Source organism: Dictyobacter sp. Z7_2 (genome assembly GCF_057551105.1).
Genome location: NZ_BAAJPE010000001.1, coordinates 627,612 through 651,225, shown reverse-complemented (window position 1 = coordinate 651,225; position 23,614 = coordinate 627,612). Strand labels below are relative to the sequence as shown.

At 47.2% G+C, this 23,614-nt stretch carries 25 protein-coding genes and 1 pseudogene; 13 read left to right on the top strand and 13 right to left on the bottom strand.

Annotation, left to right across the window (positions count from 1 at the left end):
- Nucleotides 1-133 precede the first annotated feature (133 nt).
- Together AC27N8_RS02590 and AC27N8_RS02585 are read right to left on the bottom strand one after the other, a co-directional pair.
- Nucleotides 134-598, bottom strand: a complete 465-nt coding sequence (locus AC27N8_RS02590; RefSeq protein WP_487063651.1) for an SRPBCC family protein — start codon at nucleotides 596-598, stop codon at nucleotides 134-136.
- 396 nt (nucleotides 599-994) lie between these two features.
- Nucleotides 995-1,852 (bottom strand): thioesterase II family protein, encoded by an 858-nt coding sequence (locus tag AC27N8_RS02585; protein ID WP_487063649.1) that lies wholly within the window; start codon nucleotides 1,850-1,852, stop codon nucleotides 995-997.
- Between the two features lie 343 nt (nucleotides 1,853-2,195).
- Here AC27N8_RS02585 and AC27N8_RS02580 point away from each other — a divergent pair, with 343 nt between their 5' ends.
- The 6 genes from AC27N8_RS02580 (at nucleotide 2,196) to AC27N8_RS02555 (ending at nucleotide 8,171) form a co-directional block, all read left to right on the top strand.
- Nucleotides 2,196-2,636, top strand: coding sequence for an SRPBCC family protein (locus tag AC27N8_RS02580; protein ID WP_487063647.1), 441 nt, complete (start codon nucleotides 2,196-2,198; stop codon nucleotides 2,634-2,636).
- A 74-nt stretch (nucleotides 2,637-2,710) separates the two neighbouring features.
- Nucleotides 2,711-3,421, top strand: a complete 711-nt coding sequence (locus AC27N8_RS02575) for a DUF899 family protein (protein ID WP_487063645.1) — start codon at nucleotides 2,711-2,713, stop codon at nucleotides 3,419-3,421.
- Nucleotides 3,422-3,639: 218 nt separating this feature from the next.
- Complete coding sequence (locus tag AC27N8_RS02570; protein WP_487063643.1) at nucleotides 3,640-4,872, top strand: cytochrome P450; 1,233 nt, start codon at nucleotides 3,640-3,642, stop codon at nucleotides 4,870-4,872.
- A 134-nt stretch (nucleotides 4,873-5,006) separates the two neighbouring features.
- A complete protein-coding gene (locus AC27N8_RS02565) occupies nucleotides 5,007-5,870 on the top strand; it encodes an LLM class flavin-dependent oxidoreductase (RefSeq protein ID WP_487063641.1) in 864 nt (287 codons plus the stop codon).
- 30 nt (nucleotides 5,871-5,900) lie between these two features.
- Entirely contained in the window at nucleotides 5,901-6,764 is an 864-nt protein-coding gene (locus AC27N8_RS02560; protein ID WP_487063639.1) for an LLM class flavin-dependent oxidoreductase, read from the top strand.
- 30 nt (nucleotides 6,765-6,794) lie between these two features.
- A complete protein-coding gene (locus tag AC27N8_RS02555) occupies nucleotides 6,795-8,171 on the top strand; it encodes a cytochrome P450 (protein ID WP_487063637.1) in 1,377 nt (458 codons plus the stop codon).
- A gap of 141 nt (nucleotides 8,172-8,312) precedes the next feature.
- Here the strand turns inward: AC27N8_RS02555 and AC27N8_RS02550 are convergent, their stop codons facing one another.
- On the bottom strand, nucleotides 8,313-8,756 hold the full coding sequence (locus AC27N8_RS02550) for an SRPBCC family protein (protein WP_487063635.1): 444 nt from the start codon (nucleotides 8,754-8,756) through the stop codon (nucleotides 8,313-8,315).
- A 107-nt stretch (nucleotides 8,757-8,863) separates the two neighbouring features.
- Nucleotides 8,864-9,121, bottom strand: a complete 258-nt coding sequence (locus tag AC27N8_RS02545; RefSeq protein WP_487067892.1) for a muconolactone Delta-isomerase family protein — start codon at nucleotides 9,119-9,121, stop codon at nucleotides 8,864-8,866.
- A 214-nt stretch (nucleotides 9,122-9,335) separates the two neighbouring features.
- On the opposite strand from AC27N8_RS02545, the pseudogene AC27N8_RS02540 reads away from it, so the two are divergent.
- A pseudogene (locus tag AC27N8_RS02540) lies at nucleotides 9,336-9,638 on the top strand (UxaA family hydrolase); the annotation flags it as partial.
- A gap of 303 nt (nucleotides 9,639-9,941) precedes the next feature.
- Here the strand turns inward: AC27N8_RS02540 and AC27N8_RS02535 are convergent.
- Nucleotides 9,942-10,604, bottom strand: a complete 663-nt coding sequence (locus AC27N8_RS02535) for a hypothetical protein (protein WP_487063633.1) — start codon at nucleotides 10,602-10,604, stop codon at nucleotides 9,942-9,944.
- Between the two features lie 576 nt (nucleotides 10,605-11,180).
- Between AC27N8_RS02535 and AC27N8_RS02530 the strand changes: the two genes are divergently transcribed.
- The 4 genes from AC27N8_RS02530 to AC27N8_RS02515 all read left to right on the top strand — a co-directional run bounded on the left by AC27N8_RS02530 (nucleotide 11,181) and on the right by AC27N8_RS02515 (nucleotide 13,784).
- Nucleotides 11,181-11,795: a TetR/AcrR family transcriptional regulator gene (locus tag AC27N8_RS02530; RefSeq protein WP_487063631.1), complete on the top strand. Its 615-nt coding sequence runs from the start codon at nucleotides 11,181-11,183 to the stop codon at nucleotides 11,793-11,795.
- A gap of 109 nt (nucleotides 11,796-11,904) precedes the next feature.
- Nucleotides 11,905-12,885, top strand: coding sequence for a TIGR01777 family oxidoreductase (locus AC27N8_RS02525; RefSeq protein WP_487063629.1), 981 nt, complete (start codon nucleotides 11,905-11,907; stop codon nucleotides 12,883-12,885).
- A 159-nt stretch (nucleotides 12,886-13,044) separates the two neighbouring features.
- Nucleotides 13,045-13,371 carry a hypothetical protein gene (locus AC27N8_RS02520; RefSeq protein WP_487063627.1) on the top strand — a complete coding sequence of 109 codons (327 nt, stop codon included), beginning with the start codon at nucleotides 13,045-13,047 and terminating at the stop codon, nucleotides 13,369-13,371.
- A gap of 20 nt (nucleotides 13,372-13,391) precedes the next feature.
- The gene (locus tag AC27N8_RS02515; RefSeq protein ID WP_487063625.1) at nucleotides 13,392-13,784 is read left to right on the top strand and encodes a hypothetical protein; all 393 of its coding nucleotides are present in this window, start codon (nucleotides 13,392-13,394) and stop codon (nucleotides 13,782-13,784) included.
- 59 nt (nucleotides 13,785-13,843) lie between these two features.
- Here the strand turns inward: AC27N8_RS02515 and AC27N8_RS02510 are convergent, their stop codons facing one another.
- From AC27N8_RS02510 to AC27N8_RS02500, 3 genes are all read right to left on the bottom strand, one after another.
- Nucleotides 13,844-14,437 (bottom strand): TetR/AcrR family transcriptional regulator, encoded by a 594-nt coding sequence (locus AC27N8_RS02510; RefSeq protein ID WP_487063623.1) that lies wholly within the window; start codon nucleotides 14,435-14,437, stop codon nucleotides 13,844-13,846.
- Nucleotides 14,438-14,473: 36 nt separating this feature from the next.
- A complete protein-coding gene (locus AC27N8_RS02505; protein WP_487063621.1) occupies nucleotides 14,474-15,409 on the bottom strand; it encodes an SDR family NAD(P)-dependent oxidoreductase in 936 nt (311 codons plus the stop codon).
- A 218-nt stretch (nucleotides 15,410-15,627) separates the two neighbouring features.
- Nucleotides 15,628-17,148, bottom strand: coding sequence for a carboxylesterase/lipase family protein (locus tag AC27N8_RS02500; protein ID WP_487063619.1), 1,521 nt, complete (start codon nucleotides 17,146-17,148; stop codon nucleotides 15,628-15,630).
- A gap of 52 nt (nucleotides 17,149-17,200) precedes the next feature.
- Between AC27N8_RS02500 and AC27N8_RS02495 the strand changes: the two genes are divergently transcribed.
- Both AC27N8_RS02495 and AC27N8_RS02490 read left to right on the top strand, forming a co-directional pair.
- Nucleotides 17,201-17,797, top strand: a complete 597-nt coding sequence (locus tag AC27N8_RS02495; RefSeq protein WP_487063617.1) for a TetR family transcriptional regulator — start codon at nucleotides 17,201-17,203, stop codon at nucleotides 17,795-17,797.
- A 416-nt stretch (nucleotides 17,798-18,213) separates the two neighbouring features.
- Complete coding sequence (locus tag AC27N8_RS02490) at nucleotides 18,214-19,149, top strand: SDR family oxidoreductase (protein WP_487063615.1); 936 nt, start codon at nucleotides 18,214-18,216, stop codon at nucleotides 19,147-19,149.
- 180 nt (nucleotides 19,150-19,329) lie between these two features.
- Here AC27N8_RS02490 and AC27N8_RS02485 read toward each other — a convergent pair whose 3' ends face one another.
- The 5 genes from AC27N8_RS02485 to AC27N8_RS02465 form a co-directional block, all read right to left on the bottom strand.
- Nucleotides 19,330-19,803 carry a cupin domain-containing protein gene (locus AC27N8_RS02485; protein ID WP_487063613.1) on the bottom strand — a complete coding sequence of 158 codons (474 nt, stop codon included), beginning with the start codon at nucleotides 19,801-19,803 and terminating at the stop codon, nucleotides 19,330-19,332.
- A gap of 134 nt (nucleotides 19,804-19,937) precedes the next feature.
- Complete coding sequence (locus AC27N8_RS02480) at nucleotides 19,938-20,780, bottom strand: helix-turn-helix transcriptional regulator (RefSeq protein WP_487063611.1); 843 nt, start codon at nucleotides 20,778-20,780, stop codon at nucleotides 19,938-19,940.
- Between the two features lie 72 nt (nucleotides 20,781-20,852).
- Nucleotides 20,853-21,344, bottom strand: coding sequence for a MerR family transcriptional regulator (locus AC27N8_RS02475; RefSeq protein WP_487063609.1), 492 nt, complete (start codon nucleotides 21,342-21,344; stop codon nucleotides 20,853-20,855).
- Between the two features lie 20 nt (nucleotides 21,345-21,364).
- Nucleotides 21,365-22,231 (bottom strand): aldo/keto reductase, encoded by an 867-nt coding sequence (locus AC27N8_RS02470; RefSeq protein WP_487063607.1) that lies wholly within the window; start codon nucleotides 22,229-22,231, stop codon nucleotides 21,365-21,367.
- A 340-nt stretch (nucleotides 22,232-22,571) separates the two neighbouring features.
- Nucleotides 22,572-23,501 carry a hypothetical protein gene (locus tag AC27N8_RS02465; RefSeq protein WP_487063605.1) on the bottom strand — a complete coding sequence of 310 codons (930 nt, stop codon included), beginning with the start codon at nucleotides 23,499-23,501 and terminating at the stop codon, nucleotides 22,572-22,574.
- Nucleotides 23,502-23,614: the final 113 nt, after the last annotated feature.

The window sequence follows — 23,614 nt, the reverse complement described above, 5'->3', positions numbered from 1 at the left end:
CATGTTATTCAATGGAGTGGTAGATCTGTACTGTAAAATTACTTAACCCACTGGTTAAGTATAAGGAGAAATGAAAAGAGTGTCAAGCTAGTAGAAGTTTCTAAGGATTTTTTGTGGCCTTTATTGGTTCAGGTTAATCATTGCACAGAGGATTAGTGGCAGTCTGGGTAGAAAGCGCGGTTGCAAGCGCATCTAACAATGATAGCCAGCCGGCACTAAATGTCTCATGCATCTCTGGTTCAGTTAACCTCTGATGCGTCAGGATAAGTTCTGTCATTGGTCCCTGCTCAAGGAAATCCAGAGTCACAATAGTCTCTTTCCCCATATTTGCATCACTGGACCAGGTGAAGACTAATTGTTCGGGAGGAGCGACACGTAAGTACGTACCAACTGTGGAGTTACCATCTTCAACATCGAAGCGGAATGAGCCACCCACACGAACATCGAGTTCACTAATGGTCACATTCATTCCGAGGGGTTTGAACCAATGACGCAATGCTTCTGGTTCAATCCAGGCCCGAAATACGCGTAATCTTGAAGCCATAAAGGTATGCCGTAGCACAAGCGTTGTATTGTTGTGAGGTAACGGTGGTATCATCGATGGCTTGCTCCTCTTCCAATGTAGTGCGGTGAGTAGTTTTCTAGAGAATTGAGTTGTGCTGTTCTAAGCCAACCCGCAACATCTTTCTTGGAAATGGCTGCAAGGCTAAAGTGATGTGTCTGTTCACCTCTTCAGAGTAGAAGAGTAGAAGCAAAGAAGCAGTTTATCAGGCTGCTTGATGGGTAGGAGCAGCGAGCGCCAGAAAGATGATATTTGGTTGCCCAGATGAACTAGCATCATATAATTCATTATACTGATGGCAGGAGATATTGTCAAAGTCTCACTTTGGCAGCTTTTTAGCTTTTAGCATAAGCATAGCCAAAACCATCTTCCTGATTTATCTGTCGCTGTGAAGGATCTTTTTCCTGTTTATATGCCTTTATGTGTAGAAGATCACAGATATCTTTCCATGCTTTGAGAGATTTCTGTTAATAAAAGATCTTGTGCGCTATGCAAAAACAGGTGAGAGCCTGGGAGCATTGAGAGGCTACATGCGGCACTGCTATGGATAGGCCAGGCTTCAATATCCTGCTTATTGACCCTGATATCATCCAGACCTCCAAAGAGAGAAAATGGACAGCTCAGGGGAGGCTCTTCAGTAAATTGATAGGTATCGCATAACTCATAGTCCGATCGTAATGTTGGCAACATCACTTGCATTAACTCATCATTTTGCAAGACGGTCTCTGAAATGCCATCGGCGCGTAAAACGACTTTAAACACCTCCGATGGGAGATGATAAATTTTGATGTTGGGATTGGGCAGCTGGGGCGCACGATATGCTGCGAGATAGAGATGAAGAGGAAGCTTATCATAGACTCTACGTAGTTGACGTGCCAACTCAAAACTAAGCAGGGCTCCCATACTATGACCATAAAAGACAAATGGTTTATCCAGGTAAGGGTAGATGGCTGTTGCAAGTGTTTGTATCATAGGCGTCAGGCGCGTGTAGGGTGGTTCCGCCAGACGCTCTTCTCTACCGGGCAATTGAATGCAACAGAGTTCAACTTCTGGTGGTAATGCATCCAGCCACGGCCGAAAAATGGATGCTCTCCCTCCCGCATATGGTAAACAGAACAGGCGCAGTCTGGCTTGCTCATTGGGTCGATAGCGCACAATCCACTTATCAAGTGACACGTGATCTGGAAGCATAGTATCTGTTGACTGGCTAGCAGTATGTTTGAGTCGTTGTAAGAGTAGCTGTTGCTTATCTGCGGGCAATGCTGCAATGCGTTCAGTAACGTTTTTCATCCTGCGACCTCCTGGTAAGTAAACTTCTAGCAGCCTGACTGTAACGAACGTACCTTTTGTAGAAGGCGTAGCTCTATCAACCAGCACTGCGCCTGTATAGCTTAATTATAGAAAAGCCTGACTTAATCCACATCGCAAAAACTAAGGTCTTCCGAACAGGAGGCGCACCAGGAAGAAGCCCTCAATTTTGAGGATATCCTGCTTAAGAATAAGCGAAGCAGGAATCGTCTCTTTAAAGGAGAATGCCACATAGTATGTAACCCTTGACAGCATTTCTCTTCTTTTATATACTTAACCAGAAAGTTAAGCGATGGCGTGTAGCGATGTTCGAGAGAAAGGAACGATGATGCCAGCCATTATTAAAGAACTTACTATTGCAACGACTTCGAGCCGTGTCTTCACCGCTCTAACGCAGTCAAATGAAATAGCACAATGGTGGACGAACGATTTGAGTGTCAATGCGGTGGTAGGTTCTCTCGCTGAATTCCGCTTTCAGCAGTGGGGTGGAAGAACTCTCAAATTTGAGATCGTTGAATTGGAACAGGATGAAACTGTTACCTGGAAATCAAAGAATGAGCCCCCGCAATGGACTGGAACCTATGTCACCTGGCGACTCTCACCTGCTCCCGGAGGAACAAAATTGGTCTTTACACATGATGGGTTTACCCAGGTTGACGAGGTGTACAGGCAAACACGTGGAAATTGGGAATATTTCCTGAATAGCTTGAAAGGCTATCTTGAGACAGGGAAAGGCACTCCAGGTATTCCTCCTTATATAAAATAGCGTTCTCCGTACTGCTGGCTTCAGCCCTTTGTCGAGTGGGCTTGTTTTGCTATGAACAGATGAGAAAAAAAGAGATGTCAGAGATTGTGTTTTCAGGTGAAAGCGAAACGTATCGCCAACACCGTGAAGAATTGCTTAAAGCAGAAAGAGCGCTGACTGCGCAAGTGGAACGCGTGGCAGCTTTACGTCGTCAGTTGCCGTCAGGTAAAGACATACCGGAGTATGTCTTTCGCGAAGGGCCGGCAGATCTGAGTCAAAATTCTCCGTATGACATAAGAGATGTCTCCTTCTCGGATCTTTTCACGAACGGTCATGACACACTTATTATGGATCATTTTATGTTTGGTCCCGATGATGAGCTGCTTTTTGGCGCACATACCCGAAATGAGCCATGTGTTATGTGCAGCATGTGGGCTGATGGCTATAACGCAATTGCGCCTCACCTCGAGCAACGTGTGAGCTTTGTTGTTGTGGCCCAGGCAGAGATTACAAGATTACGTGCCTTCGCTGCGCGACGTGGCTGGCATCATATACGTCTGCTCTCCTGTCATGATAATACTTTTTATCAGGATACGGGGATTATCAGGCATCGCCATGAAGTGGCTCGTCCGGGCCTGAGCGTTTTTACACGAACTTCTGAGGGGAAAATCGTTCATCGCTATACAACCAGTGCAGGCCAGGAGCGTGATATCGATCTGTACACGCCTGTCTGGCACCTTTTTGATCTCATTCCTCAGGGAAGAGACAACTGGTATCCAGGCCACGACTATATGGAGCCACAATAGCTTTCTTTAAGGTAAGCTCCCTTTCTGCCCTTAATTCTGAGGAGAATAAGCTTGTTTGTGTGTCCTGGCAAGAGTTCCTCACTTCTGACGATGCAGGTTCAGTTGGCCGACACTATACTTGAGCCAGAGTACATCAGATGCATAGACAAAAGCATGGGAAACGCATGAAAGCAGTTTCTGCGTCAATTTCATAGATATTCTAAAGAAAGGGAGAACCTATGACAACCTCTCGTACGGATACCAGCAACTCGGGGACGCTTACCTATGCGACATTGCCATTTCTCGATGTTTTCTCGCCGCAATATGCCAATGATCCCATTGGGACGATTCGTGCACTCGGTGAGAACCAGATCATGGCTCGTAGTCCGCGTGGCCTGGAATGTTTAAGCTATGATCTCTCCAGAGATCTCTTGCGTGATAAGCGTTTTCCGGCTGATTGGGTAGATCTGCTCGGTGCCTGCGGACTCGTACCAGAAGATGAGGCATATCAACTCTTCGCTGTAAATCTTAATTCACTGGAGGGTGAGGCGCATCATCATCAACGCCATCTGCTCAATCCTCTATTTAGTGCCGCCGCGCTCGCACCAACCAATGCATTGGTGCGAGGCATCGTCTCAGATCTCCTGGACAACGTGCAAGGAAACGAGTTCGATTTTGCTACTGAGATAGCACCGTATGTACCATCAGCACTCTTTTGCCATCTCATTGGCGCTCCATTGAGCGATCGTGATCTGATTGCTGAATGCTCAGCGAATATCCTGAAAGTGTTCCGTGCGGATGCCCGGTATCGTGATGACATTGAAAACAACACACATACACTTGTCCGTTATGTGCTTGATCATATTACGCGCAAGCGTGCCGATCCAGGCGATGATGCTCTCTCTCAATTGATCAAAGCCGAGCAGCGTGGCGAAACGACAACAGATGAGATCGTTCAGATCTTGTTTACCTTGTTGACAGCCAGTACTGACAACTCAAGTGCCAGCCTATCACAGATGGTCATCGCGTTTGCCGAACATCCTGACCAATTGGATCTGCTGCGTAGTCGCCCCTCGTTGATACCAAATGCAGTTATGGAATCTGCTCGGGTCCGTCCGGGGATGTGGTCTGATCCCAGATTTGCACGCGAGGACCATGAATTCGGCGGCATTACTATCCCTGGGGGTACCTGGGTATTTGCCTCGATTATTGCTGCTGACCATGATCCATCAGTTTATGAAGCTCCAGAGGAGTTACACATCGATCGGAAGCATCCACGCCCCATTTTCAACTTTGGTTTTGGACACCACGCATGTGTCGGTCGTCCAGCGGCACTTGTTGAGCTTGAAGAAACATTGCGCTTGCTCGTTGAACGTTTCTCGCGGATTGAAATTGTCGGTGATATTAAGCGCGACGGTCACCCACATGGAGACTATATCCGCACTCTGCCGATACGAGTGACCCCGGTGTAATCCAACGCTCAGACAGGCAGGAGGACTTGTGTGGAAAACGGCTGACATGATGGCGTTTGTGTTTTTAGATTAGAGCGAGCTTAAAGCTGGCAGTCTGGCTTTAAGAGGCAAGAACGGATGTATTGGAGGCACCCATGAAAATCGGTATTGGACTCCCATCGACTATTCCCAACGTTTCTGGTTCATTGATTCGAGAATGGGCTCGGCGAGCTGATAAAGGGCCATTTTCAAGCCTGGCTGTCCTTGATCGCCTGGTTTATGGAAACTTTGATCCGCTCACCACGCTGGCGGTTGTTGCTGGAGAAACACAACGTATCCGCTTGATGACTGCGGTCCTGCTGGCACCTTTACGGAATACTGCTATGCTGGCCAAAGAGACGGCCAGCCTGGATGTTCTCTGCGACGGTCGCTTGACTCTAGGTGTTGCGGTCGGAGGCAGAGAAGATGATTATCTGGCGGCCGAGGTTCCATTTCACCAGCGCGGTAAACGCATTGACCAACAACTGGAGCAGTTAACACGTCTCTGGTCAGGGCAAGCGGTAGATACACAAACTGGAGCAATTGGGCCAACGTCAACGCAAGTCGGAGGGCCAGAATTGCTTATCGGCGCAACGTCCCCGGCAGCGATCAGCCGTCTGGAACGTTGGGGCAATGGCTTTCTGGCAAGCGGAAATGATCCACAACAACTCAACGAAAGTTTACGCCTGGCTGAAAAGCATTGGCAGCGAGCTGGAAGAACTGGGAAACCACGCCTGGTCGTTTGTACCACCTATGGACTTGGCCCTGACGCCGCTGAACGGGCGGCCACCTATATGCGTGACTATTATGCCTTCCTGGGTCCAATTGCAGAGATGGTTGCACAATCGGTGCCTTCATCACCTGATGTCATCAAGGCCAATCTACAGGCATTTGAAGAGCTCGGAGTGGATGAGGTGGTATGGATTCCATGTATTGCGGATCTGAGTCAGATTGATCTGCTCGCTGAATGTCTCGTGTAAGGATATCAGAAAGAAATTATGGAGGCACGTATGAAAATCGGCATTGGACTTCCATCAACTTTTGTCAACATTTCAGGCTCGTTGATTCGAAAATGGGCCAGACGAGCAGACGAAGGACCATTCTCAAGCCTGGCACTTTTGGACCGCCTGGTTTATCAAGACTTTGAAGCACTCACGACATTGGCGGTCGCCGCCGGGGAGACACAACGTATCCGCTTGATGACTGCGGTCCTGCTGGCCCCTTTACGTACTACAGGTATCCTGGCAAAGCAGGCGGCCAGCCTGGATGCTCTTTCTGATGGCCGTTTGACCATTGGCCTTGGTATCGGGGGACGGGAGGACGATTATCAGGCGGCCGAGGTTCCATTTCACCAGCGCGGCAAACGCTTCGAACAACAGCTGGGACAGCTCACACGCCTCTGGTCTGGCCAACCGGTAGATGAGCAGATTGGACCTATTGGTCCTGCGCCAGCACAAGCTGGAGGGCCAGAATTACTGATAGGTGGCTTTATGCCAGCCGCGATCAGTCGTCTGGAACGCTATGGCAATGGCTTCATTTCAGGTGGCGGGAACCTGGAACAAATCAATGCATGTTTCCGCTTCGCCGAGAAGAGCTGGCAACAGGCCGGCCGGCCTGGAAAACCTCGTCTGGTGGCGGATGCCTACTTTGGGCTTGGTCCGGATGCTGCTGCACGTTCAACTGCATATATCCTTGATTATCATGCGCCGCTAGGTCCAATGGCAGAGCAAATGGCACGTTTTGTCCTGTCCTCACCGCAATCTATACAGGCCAGTATCCAGGCATTTGAAGAGCTTGGTACGGATGAACTGGTGTTGATGCCCTGTATTCCTGAACTGGATCAGGTTGCTATGCTGGCTGATTGTCTGGCATAACGTTTCTAAACAGAGAAAAGGAGTTTTCCCGTGCTTCGTACTTCAACACGTACTCAGGATACACCGGCAGCTTCCGCTCGCACCAGTATTCCCGGGCCAAAGAGCCATCTGCGCAGTATGTTCGCGTTCCAGCGTACCCCCTTACAGTTCCTTACTCATATGACGCACACATACGGAGATGTCAGCCAGTTTCGCCTGATGAATGTGCCGATCACTATTATTAACCATCCAGATGATATTCAGCGCGTGCTCCAGAAAAATCATATGAACTATGACAAGGACGCGATTCTTTTTACAGCGTCCAAGACGGTCTTTGGTAATGGACTGGTGACGAATGTGGGTGGTAAAGGATGGTTACGTCAGCGTCGTCTTGCGCAACCGGCATTCCATCATCAGCGTATCGATGCAATGGGATCTCTGATGACCAGCGCAGCATGCGATATGATCACAGATTGGGAAAACGCGAGCACTGAGGATCAGGTCATCGATATGGATGATGAAATGATGCGCCTGACCCTGCAAATTACCAGCAAAGCGCTTTTCTCAGTAGATATTGCCCACGAATCCAATCCATTTAACCAGGCCTGCCATGAAGTTAATAGAACACTTACCAACTATATTCGTTTCCCTCTCATTCCGTTGAACTGGCGTCGACGGTATCAACGTGCAATTCATAATATGGATGAGATCTGCTATGCGTTGATTCGCCAGCGACGTGAAAGTAATGAAGATACCGGCGATCTCCTCTCAATGCTTCTGCAAGCCAGGGATGAAGAGACCGGTGAAGGGATGGATGAGCAGCAATTACGCGATGAGGTGATTACTCTGCTCTTTGCGGGCCAGGAGACCAGTGCCGAATCGTTGGCCTGGACCTGGTATCTGCTCTCACAACATCCCGATGTTGAGGCGCAATTCCACGATGAATTGGATACAGTCCTCAATGGGCGCATTCCAACCATCAGAGACCTTCCCAGGCTTCCCTATACCAAAATGCTGGTTGAAGAATCAATGCGTATCTATCCATCGGCCTGGGAAGTGATGCGTCATACTATTCATGATGATACGCTGGGAGGCTATCATATCCCCGCTGACTCGATGTTATTCTGGAGTCAATATACGGTTCATCGTCATCCAGATTTCTGGGAAAATCCAGAGGAGTTTATTCCTGAGCGTTTCCGGCCTGAGGCGGTTGCCAATCGTCATAGCTTCGCATATATTCCATTTAGCAATGGACCACGTGTCTGCATTGGCAATAGCTTCTCCATGGCAGAGATACAACTGGTTCTGGCTACCATTGGTCAACGCTATCGCTTCAGGATGCCAGCTGGAGCTCCTCCGGTGGAGCCTGTCGCAGTTCTGACACTCCATCCCAGCTATGCAAAGATGCGTATGGAAGCACGATCATGACGGGGATGATGATTGCAAAAATATGAAGACGAGCTCTTATCCTCATCAGCTATCAGCAGCCTGCTTATCACAGGCTGCTGATAGCTTTCTATCTCCTATATGAAGATGATTGACGTATGGACCTCCTGGTCAGGGGGCTTCTCACCAGGTTGTCTCTTTGCCCGTTTCCAGCCAGTCAACCAGATGCTGGAGGTGAATACTCCAACCATTATTTCTGGAGTCATAATAGTTACCCCATTTTGCTCCCTCCCCAATCTCACTGTGAGTGAGATGGAGGCGAGTACCACCGTTTTGTGCTTGTACATCAAAGTGAATGGTGGTAGGACTGGGTTCGAGTAATTCCCATGTATAGCTGAAAAGGCGCGTTGGTTCAAACGCAAGTATCTTGCCAGCGTTTTTGGTACCGGTCCCCCACTCAAATTTAATGGTCCCACCCGGGTGCAAAGCGACGTCGGCATGTCGTACAAACCAGTGTTCCAGGTCTTCTTTTTCCGTTATTGCCTGAAAGACACGCTCAGGGGTCGCTTTAATCAAGAGATCTTTCTCAATAATACGACCACGCAGATTGTTTTGTTCCCTATTCACTGTACAATCCTTTCTATTCAATCGTTTCAGCTACTATACAGAACGACTCATCTCAATCATCTGGAGCAAGAAAGAGCCGGTAAGTATAATAGGCGCGTAGATGTCGGCTACCTGACCAGCTGTGGATCGAACAGGGGAATTAATTGAGTCTCCATGAAAGGGAAGAGAGGAAATGTTGTGAGGATGTGCTCAATATGTTCCTGTGATTCTCCTTGCATGATTGTCCATCCTTGTGCCCCATCCTGGGAAACATACACGCCCTCAATGACATTCTGCTCCATCATTTTCTGAACATGAGCTTCTTCGGCGGGAATGGTTGAACTGAATGCGCTTTCGTTACTGTGATCGAATGTCACAAGTACCATATATTTCACGAGTTACCTACCTTTCTGAGAGAGGAAAATGGTTCCTCTTTGGAATGAAAATTGCCGTGTTCTAGCCCAAGTATAGTTTCTGGCTATGAAACTTGCATCGTCAAAACTGAGGAAGTTACAAGAAAAAGACAAGTATTTTGCCCCTCATCAGGATTAGGGATAGGATCTATTCCATTTAAAATTCACCTTTTCAGGCTATCGATGTCCAGATGGAAAAGCCGGGACGCGTAACTATATTGCGATTATCCGCTCGGTCAATTGTTCCGCCAGCACGGTACGCTTGATTCAACGACGCTTCGGACCCGAGGTCTTACGCACCTATCCCCAGGTTGATGGCATCATCGGGCTCACGCATAAAAACGGCTGCGGGATGCGCCTGGGGGGTGAAGCCTTTGCTTAACTGCAACGTGTGCTGGCAGGTATGGCTGCCCATCCAAATATTGGGGCCTACCTTTTTATTGGACTTGGTTGCGAGAGTAATCAGTTACAGGATTTGATCAGCTTTTAGAGCGTAAAATGCGTACAGACTCTTTCACCGTAATTCCTTTACATAATTTCTGGTGATGAGCGTACACAAGCATTCAAACGAGCAGTGGAAGTCTAATCTGTCCCGGAGAGAAATGTTTTTCAAGTATTTCTCTCCGAGGTAACGGCTCTTATCTTTGACACATGGATCGAAATGCATGGTGCAGAGCCGCTTCAGTACGCTTTAAAAGAGGACAGGAAGTGAGATTATCTTGGACAAGGTAGCTTTTCCCGCTTTTTCCTGATACGACATAGTTCTGAGAAAGACGCGATTCATGCTTGCCTCTTAACCAAAGCTTTGCCAATCGTCCTCCATCACTTCGATCTCGTCGCCGTTCCACTCCTTTACTTTATGGAGACCGTACGCGAACACCGTACCAGAAGAGAACGTTATCTTTTCTGATCCGCTCCACGTCGCACCGCCCTTGGCTGTGATCGACAAGCCCTCCGACACGGTCCCCGACACCTCAAGTGACACTGACGTATTGAAACGCTCGGCCAGGTCGCCGGACATGACTACGTAGATCGACGAGCAAACGCGAGCATCGTTGCCTTCCTTTTTTAATGACGCGCGCACTGGTTTGGCATCCGTATTGAGGATGTTCTTTAAGGTTCCCCCTTCGATGTGAAACTGTATGAGCTTGAGATGAGCATCAATGGCCTTCGCGTGGGTGAATTTCGCCGTGCCACCCGCAACGAAGTACAACGAGACATTGGCTTCGACATCGGTCTTCTTTTCGCTCGCCCAGTCGATTTCGATGGAGGGGAGCTTCTTAATCTTGCCGTTGAAAAGGTCGTATTGGATATGCCCATCGACCTCAAGGTAGTTCGCCTGAGTAACAGGTGTCTTCTTTGGGCCTTTCGATCCGATTGACGTCTCTGGTGCATTGCGCCGGAAGTAGCGATTACCATCAGGCGCCTTGAAGTAGTTGTCTTTGATCTCGATCATGGTTGATCCTCCTTTGTATATGAAATGGACACGATTTGCTATATATCAAACGCTTGAAATCTCTCCTTTTGGTGGCAGATTTTGATATCATTGCTAGGAATAGCGAAAAATGCTATAATTTCTCACTATTCATGATAGATATTAATCTACTCGAATATCTCGTCAAATAATTTCTGAAACTTATATTGATGTTTGACGATTTACTAAATAAATTTTCTTGTGCGTATAACCATTTTCATAGATGTTTATCACTACTGTTTATTTAATATGGTATTTGAGGTGTTTGAATGATATTTTCAGGGAGTTAATTATCCCAGGGAGATTTATGATAGATAAGAGATTTGTCGGAGAGCAACAGAAAAAATGTGTACATGAAGGGAATACGTGTTACTCTGGATGGTGATGTTCCATCCAGGTATGATGGCGAACATCAGGAAACATGTGAGACTCGCTCTTGGGAAAAGAGACACTCATTGATCAAGGACAATAGTAGAACCGGCAAAAATCTTGACAGGGGCGTTCTTATCTTGTATACTATCAGTAACCATTGGTAAATAAATAAACAAGGGTAGAAATGTGGCAACGAAACAGAGACGTGATCGTGAACGTGCAGAGTTACGCCAGCAAATTTTGCAGGCGGCACGCGAGATAGCGAGTCAGGAAGGATGGCATGCTGTTACCGTTCGTAAGGTTGCAGAGCGTATTGAATACAGCCATGCGGCTATCTATGCCTACTTTGACAATAAAAAAGCGCTTCTTTTTGCACTTTTAATCGAGGGTTTCGCGCTTTTGCGGGATGAGTTGCGCAGGGCACAAAGTGTTCCTGGTGCACCAGAAGATGTGTTACAGCGCGTCGCACTGGCATATTGGAACTTCGCGCACGTACACCCGGAGTTGTATCAAGTGATGAATGGCCTGGATGGCGTCCCCTTTGGAACGGATCAGACACCAACTGAGGCGCGAGAATCCTTCGCCCAGCTTAAAGAGGCTGTCGTACGCGTGCTTGAACAGTCTGCCGATCTTTCGCATATCGATGTAGATCGTGAAGTTGATATATTCTGGGCTGCGTTACATGGTCTCGTCTCGCTTTCTCTGGCTGGACGATTGGCTGGTGATAAGCAACGAGCGACGGAACTGGTTGTTTCCACCAGCGAGCGCTTTTCGGCAGCCTGGCGCATGAAGTTTCAATAACGCTTTTTTTTGCGCGTTATTTACCATTGGTCAATAAATATCCACTGGTTATTTATTAAAAGAGAAATAGCATATGGCATTTCCTATGCAGAGAATTTGAAAGGAAAAGATGATGACAACAAGACCAGGAATTGATAAACCCCGTACAGTGGCTATTGCAGGTGCTAATGGTATGGTCGGCCACCACCTGGTGGAGGCGTTGCAAGCTTCAGGGGATCGGGTCATTGCGCTGGTGCGCCAGCCTGCGGCACAGAAGTTCCCATCTGCTGTAGAGATGCGGAGATGGCAGGCCAGTGATCCGGTAGCTCCAGTCGATGGGGCCGACGCGGTGGTCAACCTGGTGGGCGATCCCATCTTTGCCAGGCCCTGGAGTCCGGAACGCAAGCAGGAGCTCACTCAAACCCGGCTGCTTTCGACGCGCTCGCTCGTAGAGGGCATCCGCAAGATCGGAGGAGAAGGACGCACCTTCATTTCTTCCACTGCCGTTGAGTATGCAGGCGATACTGGAGATCGGCTGGTCGATGAGAAGGCGGCCCCAGCGACTGAAGGCTTCCTTGCAGGAATGGCCCAGGCGTGGGAAGCCGAAGCGCAGCGCGTGCGCGAAACTGGTGCCCGGCTGGTGTTGCTGCGCCAGAGCCTGGTACTGGCGCGAGAAGGAGGAACGTTAGCTGCCCTGCTTCCCATGTATCGCAGCGGCTTTGGTGGCACGTATGGTCCTGGGGGACAATGGTTCTCCTGGATTCATGTCAATGATGCTGTTCGCTTGATCCTACACGCCCTGGATCAGGAAACTATCTCAGGTCCACTCATCAGCGCCAGCCCCAATCCTGTCACCAGTCGCGAGTTCGCCAAAGTGTTCGCGCAGACTCTTCATCGCCCCAGGCTTTTTCCCATGTCCAGCGGAATAATGAAGATGATGTGGGGAGAGCGTGCAGACCTCTTTCTCGATAGCCATCGCATGGTGCCACAAGTGGCTCTCTCTACTGGATTTCAGTTTCGCTTTCCCACGCTCTCGGAGACTCTCTCCGATCTGCTGGGACCCCAGCCCATACCCATAGCACAACTGATGCAAGAGCCGAGCCGTAAATAGTATGAATGTCGACGCTAGCTTTGCACTGACAGGCCTGGAGGATACTCCAGGATATTTTCCTCATTCCATGCTAAATTTTTCTGCCATTGTAAATTATAATGATAATAGGCAGAAGTGTCATTGCCGATTTTTGTGATATCTCCTTAAAAAGGAGATATTGTGGACAGAAGAGCCGCTTCACATGAAGAAATACCTCATAAACCGCACCAGCAAATAGAACGAAAAAACACATGGAATCCACTTTTGGAAGCGGCTCAACGTTCAAGTTCTGACCAATCAGCACGTGAAGGAACAAGGGAAAGTTTCCTCAAGACAGAAATAGCTAAAGGGCAAGAAGTATTAGACAAGGCAAAGCGCAACATGCCTGATACAAAAGAGGCTTTTGAAGCACGTTACAATGTAACTGTTTCACCTAGAGGTGATGGTTTTACTTATAGCGTTGCTATCGTAGATAAAAAAATCCGCTTGAAACTTATACGAATATAGTAAACCTTGAGAAGGGAGAGATGACTCTTAACTCTAACTATGGCGACCGCAATCCAAAGAATCATTTTCCACATTCAGAAATAATTTATCACTCTTATCGCAGGACGGCTGAATATGCAAGAGTGTCTCCTTCTAAACATCCTATCACCAAAATTACTGGTACAACAGTTTATGAAGAAGAAATAAATGCTCTTGCAGATAAAATGTTAGCGCCAGGCAAGACAGAGTTATCAGCTAAGCGTACTGATAAAGATGCGTTTCGGGCGCTTATCAGTACGCATGCAACCAGAGGAAAAGAATATGTATCGCAGCAGCATCGAGACATATTTAAAGGTCAACTTACCAGGATTTCCTTGCAAAAGACGAGTGACTACAAGATAGATTTTATTGCCTATGAGTTTGGGGGATCATAGACGGAGGCAAGTTCAGATGACACCGTTTCGCAAATTGCACCTTCCGGGCAAATATGTAATTATTTACTTGGAAGATGTCCCCCCAGCGCTCTTAAAACAATGTTGATAAGCGCTTGTTTTTTTTGATGTATATCCTGATTTAATGGATATAAGCCAATAACTCCATTAAGCCCATGCAAAATAAATCTTGCTGTTTCTTGCGGATAGGTGCAATTCCAGGAACCGTCCGCATTTCCTTGTTCAATCAGAGACAGTAACAATGGTTCAGTAGACATAAACATTTTTTTACTGACGTATTCCATGATCCCCTGATCATCCTTGAGACTTGAAAATAGAGGGCTATATTTGTCTATCTTTTCTTTGTTCATGAGGTGCATGAAAATAGCATTCAAGCTATCAAACGCGGTTCCATGATAACCAGACATATTTTGTCTTGTAATTTCCTCATTTTCATCTGCTATTCCATCAATTACGGCGTACAAAACTTCCACCTTTGATTTGAAATAATGGTACACGAGTCCTTGCGCGACCCCCAACTCCTTGGAAATATCCGCTATCTGTGTTTTGCCGAAGCCATTCTCGATAAATAGCTTCTTTGCGGTGTCGATGATTTCTTGACGCCGTTCCTCCACAGGTTTTGTTATTCTGGTCATAGTATTACGTCCTCAATTATGCGGTTGTAGTTCGTTCTACTTTCCTTTTTCAAATAAAGTCTCACTTTGGCTCAACTTGGATAGCTCCATGCTTGTTTCCCAGAGCTCTCTGGCATTATCTTTGTTGTAGGAAAGCGGGGATGATTTTATATCCTTGCCTCTATCCAGATATTTTCCGGTCATAGTACTAAACGACGGATCGGTTATCAGCGAAGCTAAAATTGTACCAGATTTTACAGAAGAGCCTGGTTTCCCAACGATATGGCCCATAATATAGGAGAAAGATCTCACAATCCCTTGTAATAGAACGTTCCCTTCTATCCTCACAAAATTTGTATCCGACATTGCACCAGGATTGAATGCATTTACAGTGATTTGCCTATCCGTTTGTGTCGCGATTCGCCTTGCCATTTCATATGTGCAATATATATTGCACAACTTTGAGGTGCAATATTGAAGCATTCCCGAATTGTGGACGCTAATAGTTTTCGCATTATCATACACTACTTTGAGCCCAAAGAAAGCAGGGGGCTCGTGCATGTCGCTACTGACGAAAACGATACGTCCACATTCCTGCATACGATTCAATAATAGATTTGTTAATAAGAAATGTCCTAAATGATTTACGCCAAATATCATTTCAAAACCGTCTTGTGTGTATTTCTTGCCGGGGACACCACCGGCACTGATGCCAGCATTGCAGACCACTGCATAGAGTGGTGGGAAATTTGTTTGAGAAAAGGCATCATAAAACATACGAATCGATGACAAAGATGCTAAATCCAACTCCATTGTAAAGATATTTGGATTGTTCGTTTCTTTTTTGAGCATTTCAGCAGCCGTATCAGCTTTTTGAGCATTCCGGCAGGCCAATACAATATGGTAGTTAGGATCACACCTGGCGATGTTTTTTGCACATTGATATCCCAACCCGGAATTACCTCCGGAAATGATGACAGTCTTTTTTTCCATATCTATCCTCAATGAAAGTTCTCTTTATTCGTGTGAGTATAGATATGAGTATAGCCCATTGACTGAATTCAGTCAATGGATTTTGAGTGCTCTCTTTAATGCGGTTTTGATAAAGGAAAATTCGGCTGCCCTTTGCCACTTTTTGCGCGCACACGAGCGGGTAGAAGTAGTTTCCAGGGATAGTTTTGGATTGTGCTCATCGGCAGTGATGAAATGCACTACTCAGGATCTGGATAAAAAGCCGCCGCTGGAAGAGGCTTTTCCTGGATCGTGATATTACTCCCAAAAAGGTGGACGTTTCGTTCGTTTGCTTTAAAGGTGGGCCAGGGCGTCAACCCTGTACTTGCAAACTCTCGCCAGACGCGATGCATCTCGTCCGCGAGTTTTTGCGGTGGATTATTTCCTGCAAGGCCGTGCGAACCGGTTATCGTTTTGAGGTTATCAAATACAAACGCAATGTCCATGCCGTGTGCGGCACCTAGCCGACCACCGCTCGCTGGCGAATGCCAGTCAAACTCATACACGTACGTCTGTCCCTGATGCGCTTCCGCGTATTGACGTGCTGGCCAGCGGAACGAGAGATCGGTCAGGATACGGGTGAACGTTTCACCACCTCGTGATCGTCTCTCCTTTGTGTATGCTTGTATGAGTTCGTTAGAATGAGAAATCATACGTCGAAGAAGCGGGCGAATGATAATTGTTGGGAGTAATATCAATCTGTTTGGCGCAAACCAGGAGTTGGTTTCATCCTTCGTGGTGCCGATGATCAACGGTACATCTTTGGCGGCATCCGCACGCAGTGCCAGGAGTGGGTGCCTGGGGAGAACATCATCTCCAATGATTGGATTGATCACCCCAATCCCAAAGGATGGGTCGAAGCCATTTTCGTCTTTGAGGTTTACAACTCCAGGACGTGCGACACGTCCAAAAGCGGCAACGGTTTTCTCAATGTCGACGGATCGAAAGCCGTCAATGTCGGCAGGTATGTTGAGGATCTCGGCTACTTTTTTTGTTACTCGATGGGCAATCTCAAGTGGGTATACAGCTGATCCATGACCACTCTGAACAATTGCTTTTGCGAACAAGCCTCTGGATAGAGGACTCGATAGGAGGCATGCAACAGCAATGCCGCCACCAGATTCTCCGAAGACGGTGACATTATCAGGATCTCCACCAAACGCTGTGATGTTCTCTTTTACCCATGCCAGCGCAGCCAGCATATCGCGCAGTCCTAAATTTGTTGGTGCCCCTGGAATAGCGAGGAAGCCATCTATCCCAAGCCGATAGTTGATATTGACGGAAATGACACCATCTCGTGCAAAGTTTCTTCCGTCGTATGCAGGAGCATCTTTCGTACCAAGCATGAGGCCACCGCCATGAATGTATACCATCACAGGAAGAGTTTTGGCAGCCGATGGAGTCCATATGTTTAGTGTCAGGTAGTCATCGCCTCTCCGCCACTCTGAACCTGTAATCGCAATCATATCGAGTCCAAAGAATCTCTCCACGCCTTTTTGGGGTGCAGATGGTCCTGGCTCAAGAGCATCGCGTATACCAGACCATGCTGGCGCTGGTTCTGGTGCCGCATAGCGTAATCTCCCCACAGGCGGTGCCGCATATGGTACGCCGAGATATGTATCAATATCATTGATTCTTCGTCCTCTAATTATGCCAGTATGTATTTGTGTCGTAATGTAGTCGGTCATTGCTTCTCCAATCATGATTTCTTCTGGCATCATACGCCTTATTGGCACTCTGTGTCAAGTGTACACTCTGGTGTATAATGCTAACATGAATAAAACAGAGACCGTTGAGAATTTATGGAGTAAGACTCGCGCTATCATACACGCTCAAGTTATTGACGTGGCGTTAGACATGTTCCTGGAAAATGGTTTTGATAACACGACTATTGAACAGATAACAACAGCCGCGGGCATCTCAAAGCGATCATTCTTCAGATATTTTGGCACGAAAGAAGATCTCGTCCTTGGTGATATAGAAAACCAGGGGCGAATACTGGCTGAGGCGCTTATCGCTCGACCCATAGAGGAGGATCCCTGGATTGCTCTTGAGCGTGCATCTGCATCGTTACCTTCCTCGAAATATTCTGATGAACGAGCTTTCGCAATCGCGAAACTCGTACTTGAAACCCCTTCACTTCACGCAAGACATGCACAAAAACATGCCGAATGGCAACGGGTGCTTGTGCCAATTATCCAGGAAAGAATGGGTTATACTGGCTCACTACCTGATATCAAAGCTACTGCAATCGTTGCGTGCGCGATTGCATGCCTGGACGCGGCAAGGAACGTATGGGTTCGAGGTGATAGAAAAAAGAGTTTTCCTGATTTATATGCCGAAGCGATTGATACTGTACGTGGAAGGTGAAGTACTCACAGCCATAGCTCTGATTCTTACCCACATCTTTTTAAGATGGCTTGAGAAGCATTTCTCCATTGATGGACTTTCAAATAACTTCCATTGGCGGCAAGCCTCTAAGGCCATTCCATAACTCACGTTACAAAGAATTTCTTGACCACTTTTTAAAACAGACCATACCCCCTTGACCTAGAGCGCTCCAGGTAATGCATAATGCATCTATGCTATCTGGAGCACAAGTGTGTGTTCTGGAAAGCGATCCAACAAAGCGATGACGTGCAAGTGGAGGCGGTCGGTGAGATCACCTCTGGCCCAACTAATCGTTAAAGAAAATGGATATACTCTTTAGAAACGCAGGGTGCAAGGCGTCTTTGCCTTATGTGCATCTTATGCCACAAAACAGCTTTCCACGAAAGGATACGCTCATGACTAACTGGACAATCTCCGACATGCCTTCTCAGAATGGCCGTTCTGCTGTCATTACCGGCACCGGGGGGCTTGGATTCGAGGATGCCTTGTCCTTAGCGCGGGCTGGTGGCGAAGTCATCATTGCGGGCCGCAACCCTGAAAAGGGGGCGGAAGCGGTTGCGAGAATCCGCGCCAACGTGCCGTCTGCGGCTGTCTCATTTGAACAGGTCGATCTTGCCAGCCTCACGTCTGTAAAGGATTTCGGAGCGCGGATGCGGAAGCAAAGAGACCGTCTTGACTTGCTTATCAACAACGCCGCCGTTATGACGCCGCCAAAGCGGCAGGAAACCTCGGATGGCTTCGAGTTGCAGTTCGGCGTCAACTATCTCGGTCATTTTGCCCTCACGGCAGAACTTCTGCCGTTGTTACACGAGGGGAAGAATGCACGCGTGGTCACGCTGTCGAGTATTGCCAATCATGCAGGCAGGATAAACTTTGATGATTTGCAGGCGATGCGGGGCTATACCCCAATGCAGGCCTATGGTCAGTCGAAGCTTGCGTGCCTGATATTCGCCTTTGAGCTCCAGCGACGCAGCGATGCGGGTCAGTGGGGCATCACCAGCATTGCCGCACACCCCGGGATTTCGCGCACAGATCTGTTGCACAATGCTCCAGGTCGTCGCAGTGCTGCTAGCATGATGCGGACGTTTCTGTGGTTCCTGTTCCAACCCGCATCGCAGGGCGCGCTCCCAACGCTTTTTGCTGCAACTTCGCCCCAGGCGGAGGCTGGTGCCTATTACGGACCGGACAAGATGAACGAAGTGCGTGGTTTTCCGACATTGGCGAAGATTCCTCCACAGGCAACAGTCTTGTCCGACGCTGAACGACTCTGGCGCGTGTCTGAACAACTCACCCGGGTCTCTTTCCCAACAGAGGTGTCAATTCCAGAATGAAACAGTTTAGATTATGCACCTTGTTTGGTAAAGCGTGTTAAGAAATCGGCAATAGTTTCAAGCTCTTGATCCGAGGAGCTGGCCATGAGTTAAGGAGCCAATAAGCATTCGGATGAGCAAGGTATCTAGAATAACTTGTTGTCCTGAATACTTATTAGCAACTGATTGGAGATATTTTTATTAAAATTCGTCAGTGAGCGGTGGGCCAGTTACCACCATACCATACTTTTCCGCGATGGCCATCGCAGCGGGTAAGTCTAATTCCGGTGCCAGGTAGAGGGGGCGGATCTCTTCAAAAAATCCACGCAAGCCCCCTGGAATATAAGTAAGTAGAATCTTCCCGGCATTTTTTCCGATACAGCGCCAGGCATGTGATACTCCGGCTGGGACGCGTACGAAATCCCCGGCAGAAACTGTAAATACGTGATCGTCCAGCTTCATCTTATAGTCACCTGCCAGAAAATAGAATAATTCATCCTGGGTATGCGTGTGCTCTGGTGGTCCGGAGCGGGGTAATGTTACCAACTCTACCTGATCATACTTGCCATTGGTGGTTTCTCCTGTAGCTTTCCACGTCAAAAATTCGCCGCTAGCTAGAAAAATGGAATCGCCTTCAGCAGCCCGAATAAGCAGGCTGGAAGTATCGAGAGACATGTTTTTACCTCGCTTTGGTGATGTTACGATAAAACGACGTTGGCTCGTATCTGATGAAGAGTATTAGTCATTGGAGCCTTTCGTCTTTGCTTTGGTCTTGACGCAGGTATAATAGTTCATAGCCGGGAGACAAACTAGGAACATCTTGCTGTGTTGCGGTAACTTTTGGGTGTTATTAAAAAGTGGCGTTTAAATTGCTGAGCGAAGTGGGATTGATCAAAAAAGCCAGTTTCGTTAGCCGCATAACCAACGGTACATCCTTGCGCCAGTAGTGCCTTGGCGTGTGCCAAGCGAAGTTGCGTTTGATAAGCGTGAGGAGGCAGACCAACAACCTGGCGAAACGTTCGGGCGAGATAAAATGGACTCAGGTGAGTCACCTTCGCCAAATCTTGGAGTGCAATCTCCTCTGCATAGTGAACGTGCAAATATTCTTTTGCACATTCGATAGCAGGATGTTGCCAAATTGTTTCCTGAGCTCTGCTGATATCCTGAGTGTAGGGAAGTAGTAGTCGCGTAAGCAAGTGCAGAAGTATTCCGTCTTGTTGCAGATGAGAAGTAGGAGCAAGCGACTGAACGGCGAGGTCACATAATGCCTGACTTAAGACTGGATCAAAGAGAATCTGGTCGGGAAAGTGGAGCAAATATGTATCTTGTTGGAAGAACTCTGTCACGTTTTGTTGTAACCAGTCGGGATCAATCGAGAGGTGGTGGAAGACAACACCTTTTGGCTGGCAGATCCAGGTTTCTCCGGGTTCGATGACGAGGAACATGCCATTGACTACTTGACCGCTTATATAGGCCTTGCGATATTTTAAGTCTACGGTCCCTGACTGTATCGAGATGATGGTATACTCTGGCGTAAAATGTTGTTGGCAGGGAGTAGAGAAGGCAACACCCTGGAAAAATTCAAGCTGCTTGAACTGCCATGGACGCCACACTTTAAGGCTGCCCTCGACTGGCCCAGAATACTTCCTCATTGTGTGATTCCTTTCATTTCTGGATGCTGAAGCTGTGCATACCAGCAGTCGTGCATGGTATTTGTATTGCCTTTATGCTTGATCACCTTCTTGATCGGTCGATATATATTTCGGTAGTTTTAATGCGTGGGCAATCGCTGTGGTGGTTCTTCCTATAGCCTCAACTTGCCGATCATCACCACTGTCAACAGCCTCCCAATATTCTATTTTGCTTTTCACATATTTGAGCCTGAGTTGCATATAGTGGACTTCTTTCGCAAGGTGTTGCTCTTGTCCTTTCAACAACTCAATTTGCTCACGAGCACCTTTGGCTCCAAGCTCTCGATTCTTCAAATACGTACGCATATCTTCGATAGACAAGCCGGTAGCATTGAGACAAGCGACGGCAACCACGAGGTTTACATCATCCTCGCTATACACACGATATTTGCTGCTACTATCTCGCTGTATAGGATCAATCAAGCCGATAGTTTCATAGTACCTGAGCGTACTTTCAGGAAGTCCAGAAATTTGCGCAGCTTCTTTGATGGTATAGGTTTTCGTCTTATTCATCTCAATGCTCATCCTCGTCTACTTTTTTGGATTTAGCCCAGGCGGCTGAATAACCTTTTTACGAAATCGGGATCTTCGTGATTAACAAGGTGCGTATTCGTATCAAGGCTGGCAATTTTACTCATGTCTTCTTCAGACAGCGCAAAATCAAAAATGTCAAAGTTCTCTGCGATGCGTTCTTTACGCACAGATTTGGGAATAGCCACAATACCTTGTTGAATATGCCAACGCAGCACTACCTGGCCGATACTCTTTCCGTAACCTTGAGCGATTTTCCCTAAAGTCTCATTAGTGAATATATCGTGATAGCCCTCTGCGAATGGTGCCCAGCCTTCGTGAGCTATACCGTATTCTACCATGATCTTTCTCGTTTCGACCTCCTGATTAAACGGATGTGTTTCAATTTGATTGACCATTGGAGCGGTGTCAATTCCGAGCACTTTACGATTGGTAAGCACAAAATTGGCTAGCTTAGCACTACTGAAGTTTGATACACCAATTGCTTTCACTTTGCCAGCTTCGTAGAGTTCAACTAAAGCCTTCCACGCGCCAAAGATATCTCCGAATGGCTGGTGCAAAAGATACAGGTCGAGATATGCCAGATCCAGTTTATCCAGTGACGTTTGATAAGCTTTTTTAGCTCCCTCGTAGGAAGCATCAGCAATCCAAAGCTTACTCGTGACAAAAATCTCATCCCTGGGCACGCCACTTTGTTTAATACCACGGCCTACCGCTTCTTCATTTTGATATGAAGCTGCCGTATCGATTGAACGGTAGCCTGTCTCTAATGCGGTAGCAACGCTGTATGTGGCCTCCTCGGCACTCATTTGAAAGACACCAAAACCTAAAGCGGGCATTGTATTCCCGTTGGATAACGTGACTGTCGGCACTTCTACCATGGTGACTCCTCTTAAAGGTATTAACTAAATTTGTATTCATACTAGTAGTCTAAAACCTTAAAGTGCTTTAATGCAATGCCTTGTCATGGAAGAAATCTTTTAAGAAAGGATCAGAGGTGGAGTGGTTGAAATTATGTCTATATTTGTGCAGAGGCTTGAAAAGGAGCTCCGTGAGAAAAGGGAAGGCTCAATTTTATATGTTCCTTCCCTCTTGATTAAGTGAAAATCGACTGGAGCATCTCCCGTTGTTACATGATAGCTCGGGGGGACTGTGAATCGTGATCACGATTGCTAAACAGTGGCTCTAGCATAACCCGGCATAAATGCTCTCTATCAGGTTTTAAAAAGAACCGATAGCACCTGAGGGGAAATCTTGCACTTTTGGTTCTAGAGCATCACGTCTGGCCAAATAATCATTATTTTGTGCATCGTATGCATTTCTTCTGTCTGATAAATCTTTGTGACGAGCTGTCAGGCCGTTTGTTTCGTCATGAACTTTCTGGTCCACGTTCCTATACTCTCTTGCTAATGCAGGCTCAAAATTCTCCAGAAGTGTCTGTGTATCGTATCTGCGATTTAAAGTATTTACCTTTGCATACTTTTTCTCAGGATCAGATGCACGCCAATCATCGCGCAGACGCATAAGATCCCTATGACAATCTACGTCTATCTGACGCTGGGATTCCCGTGCATTTTCGCGATGTTCAGCTCGCTCAGTACCAGTGGCAGTCTGGAGCTGTCGCAAGGCACTATTACGATCTGCAACATGCCCTGCAACAGTGTTTTGAATCTCATCAAGCCGGGTTCTATAACTTGTCAGTGTCTCTAATCTCTGGGGATAATAACTACTGTCCTTGGTATACTTTGCCTGATCTCTGTCCAACTTGGTTTTAGTTTCTCTTAGATTGTTGCGGATAGCTTTGAGATCAGCAGCTTCTCTTCTCAAGCTTGAGAGTGATTCTCCTCTCTCCTCGGCACGTGGGGGGGAATCGTAATAACTTGTTTGGTGAGAGTCTCCTCTTCCTTGAATAGGTATAGCTCCGAACCGTGAGGGGGATTCAAAACTTGGAGGGTTTATTCCCATATCTGTATAACCTGGAAGGACACCTCGGTCCGAAGGTGAAGGGGTGAAGTTCAAATCCTCTTCGCTAAATCCGCCCTGGTGTCTTCCTGCCGTTTGTCGTAAGATGTTATTATCTCGGCTTGTGCCATATCCGTGCTCCACATGCTGATTATCGTTTGTTCCGGTATGTTCTCTGTTCCTTGGCATTTATTGCTCCAAATTCCCATTCTTTGTAGGCATAGATCAATTTAGCTTGTAGGAAACTTTACTTGATCAGACCGCTTTACAAGTCTGGGGATCTTTTGTTCTGTTTTGTCTAA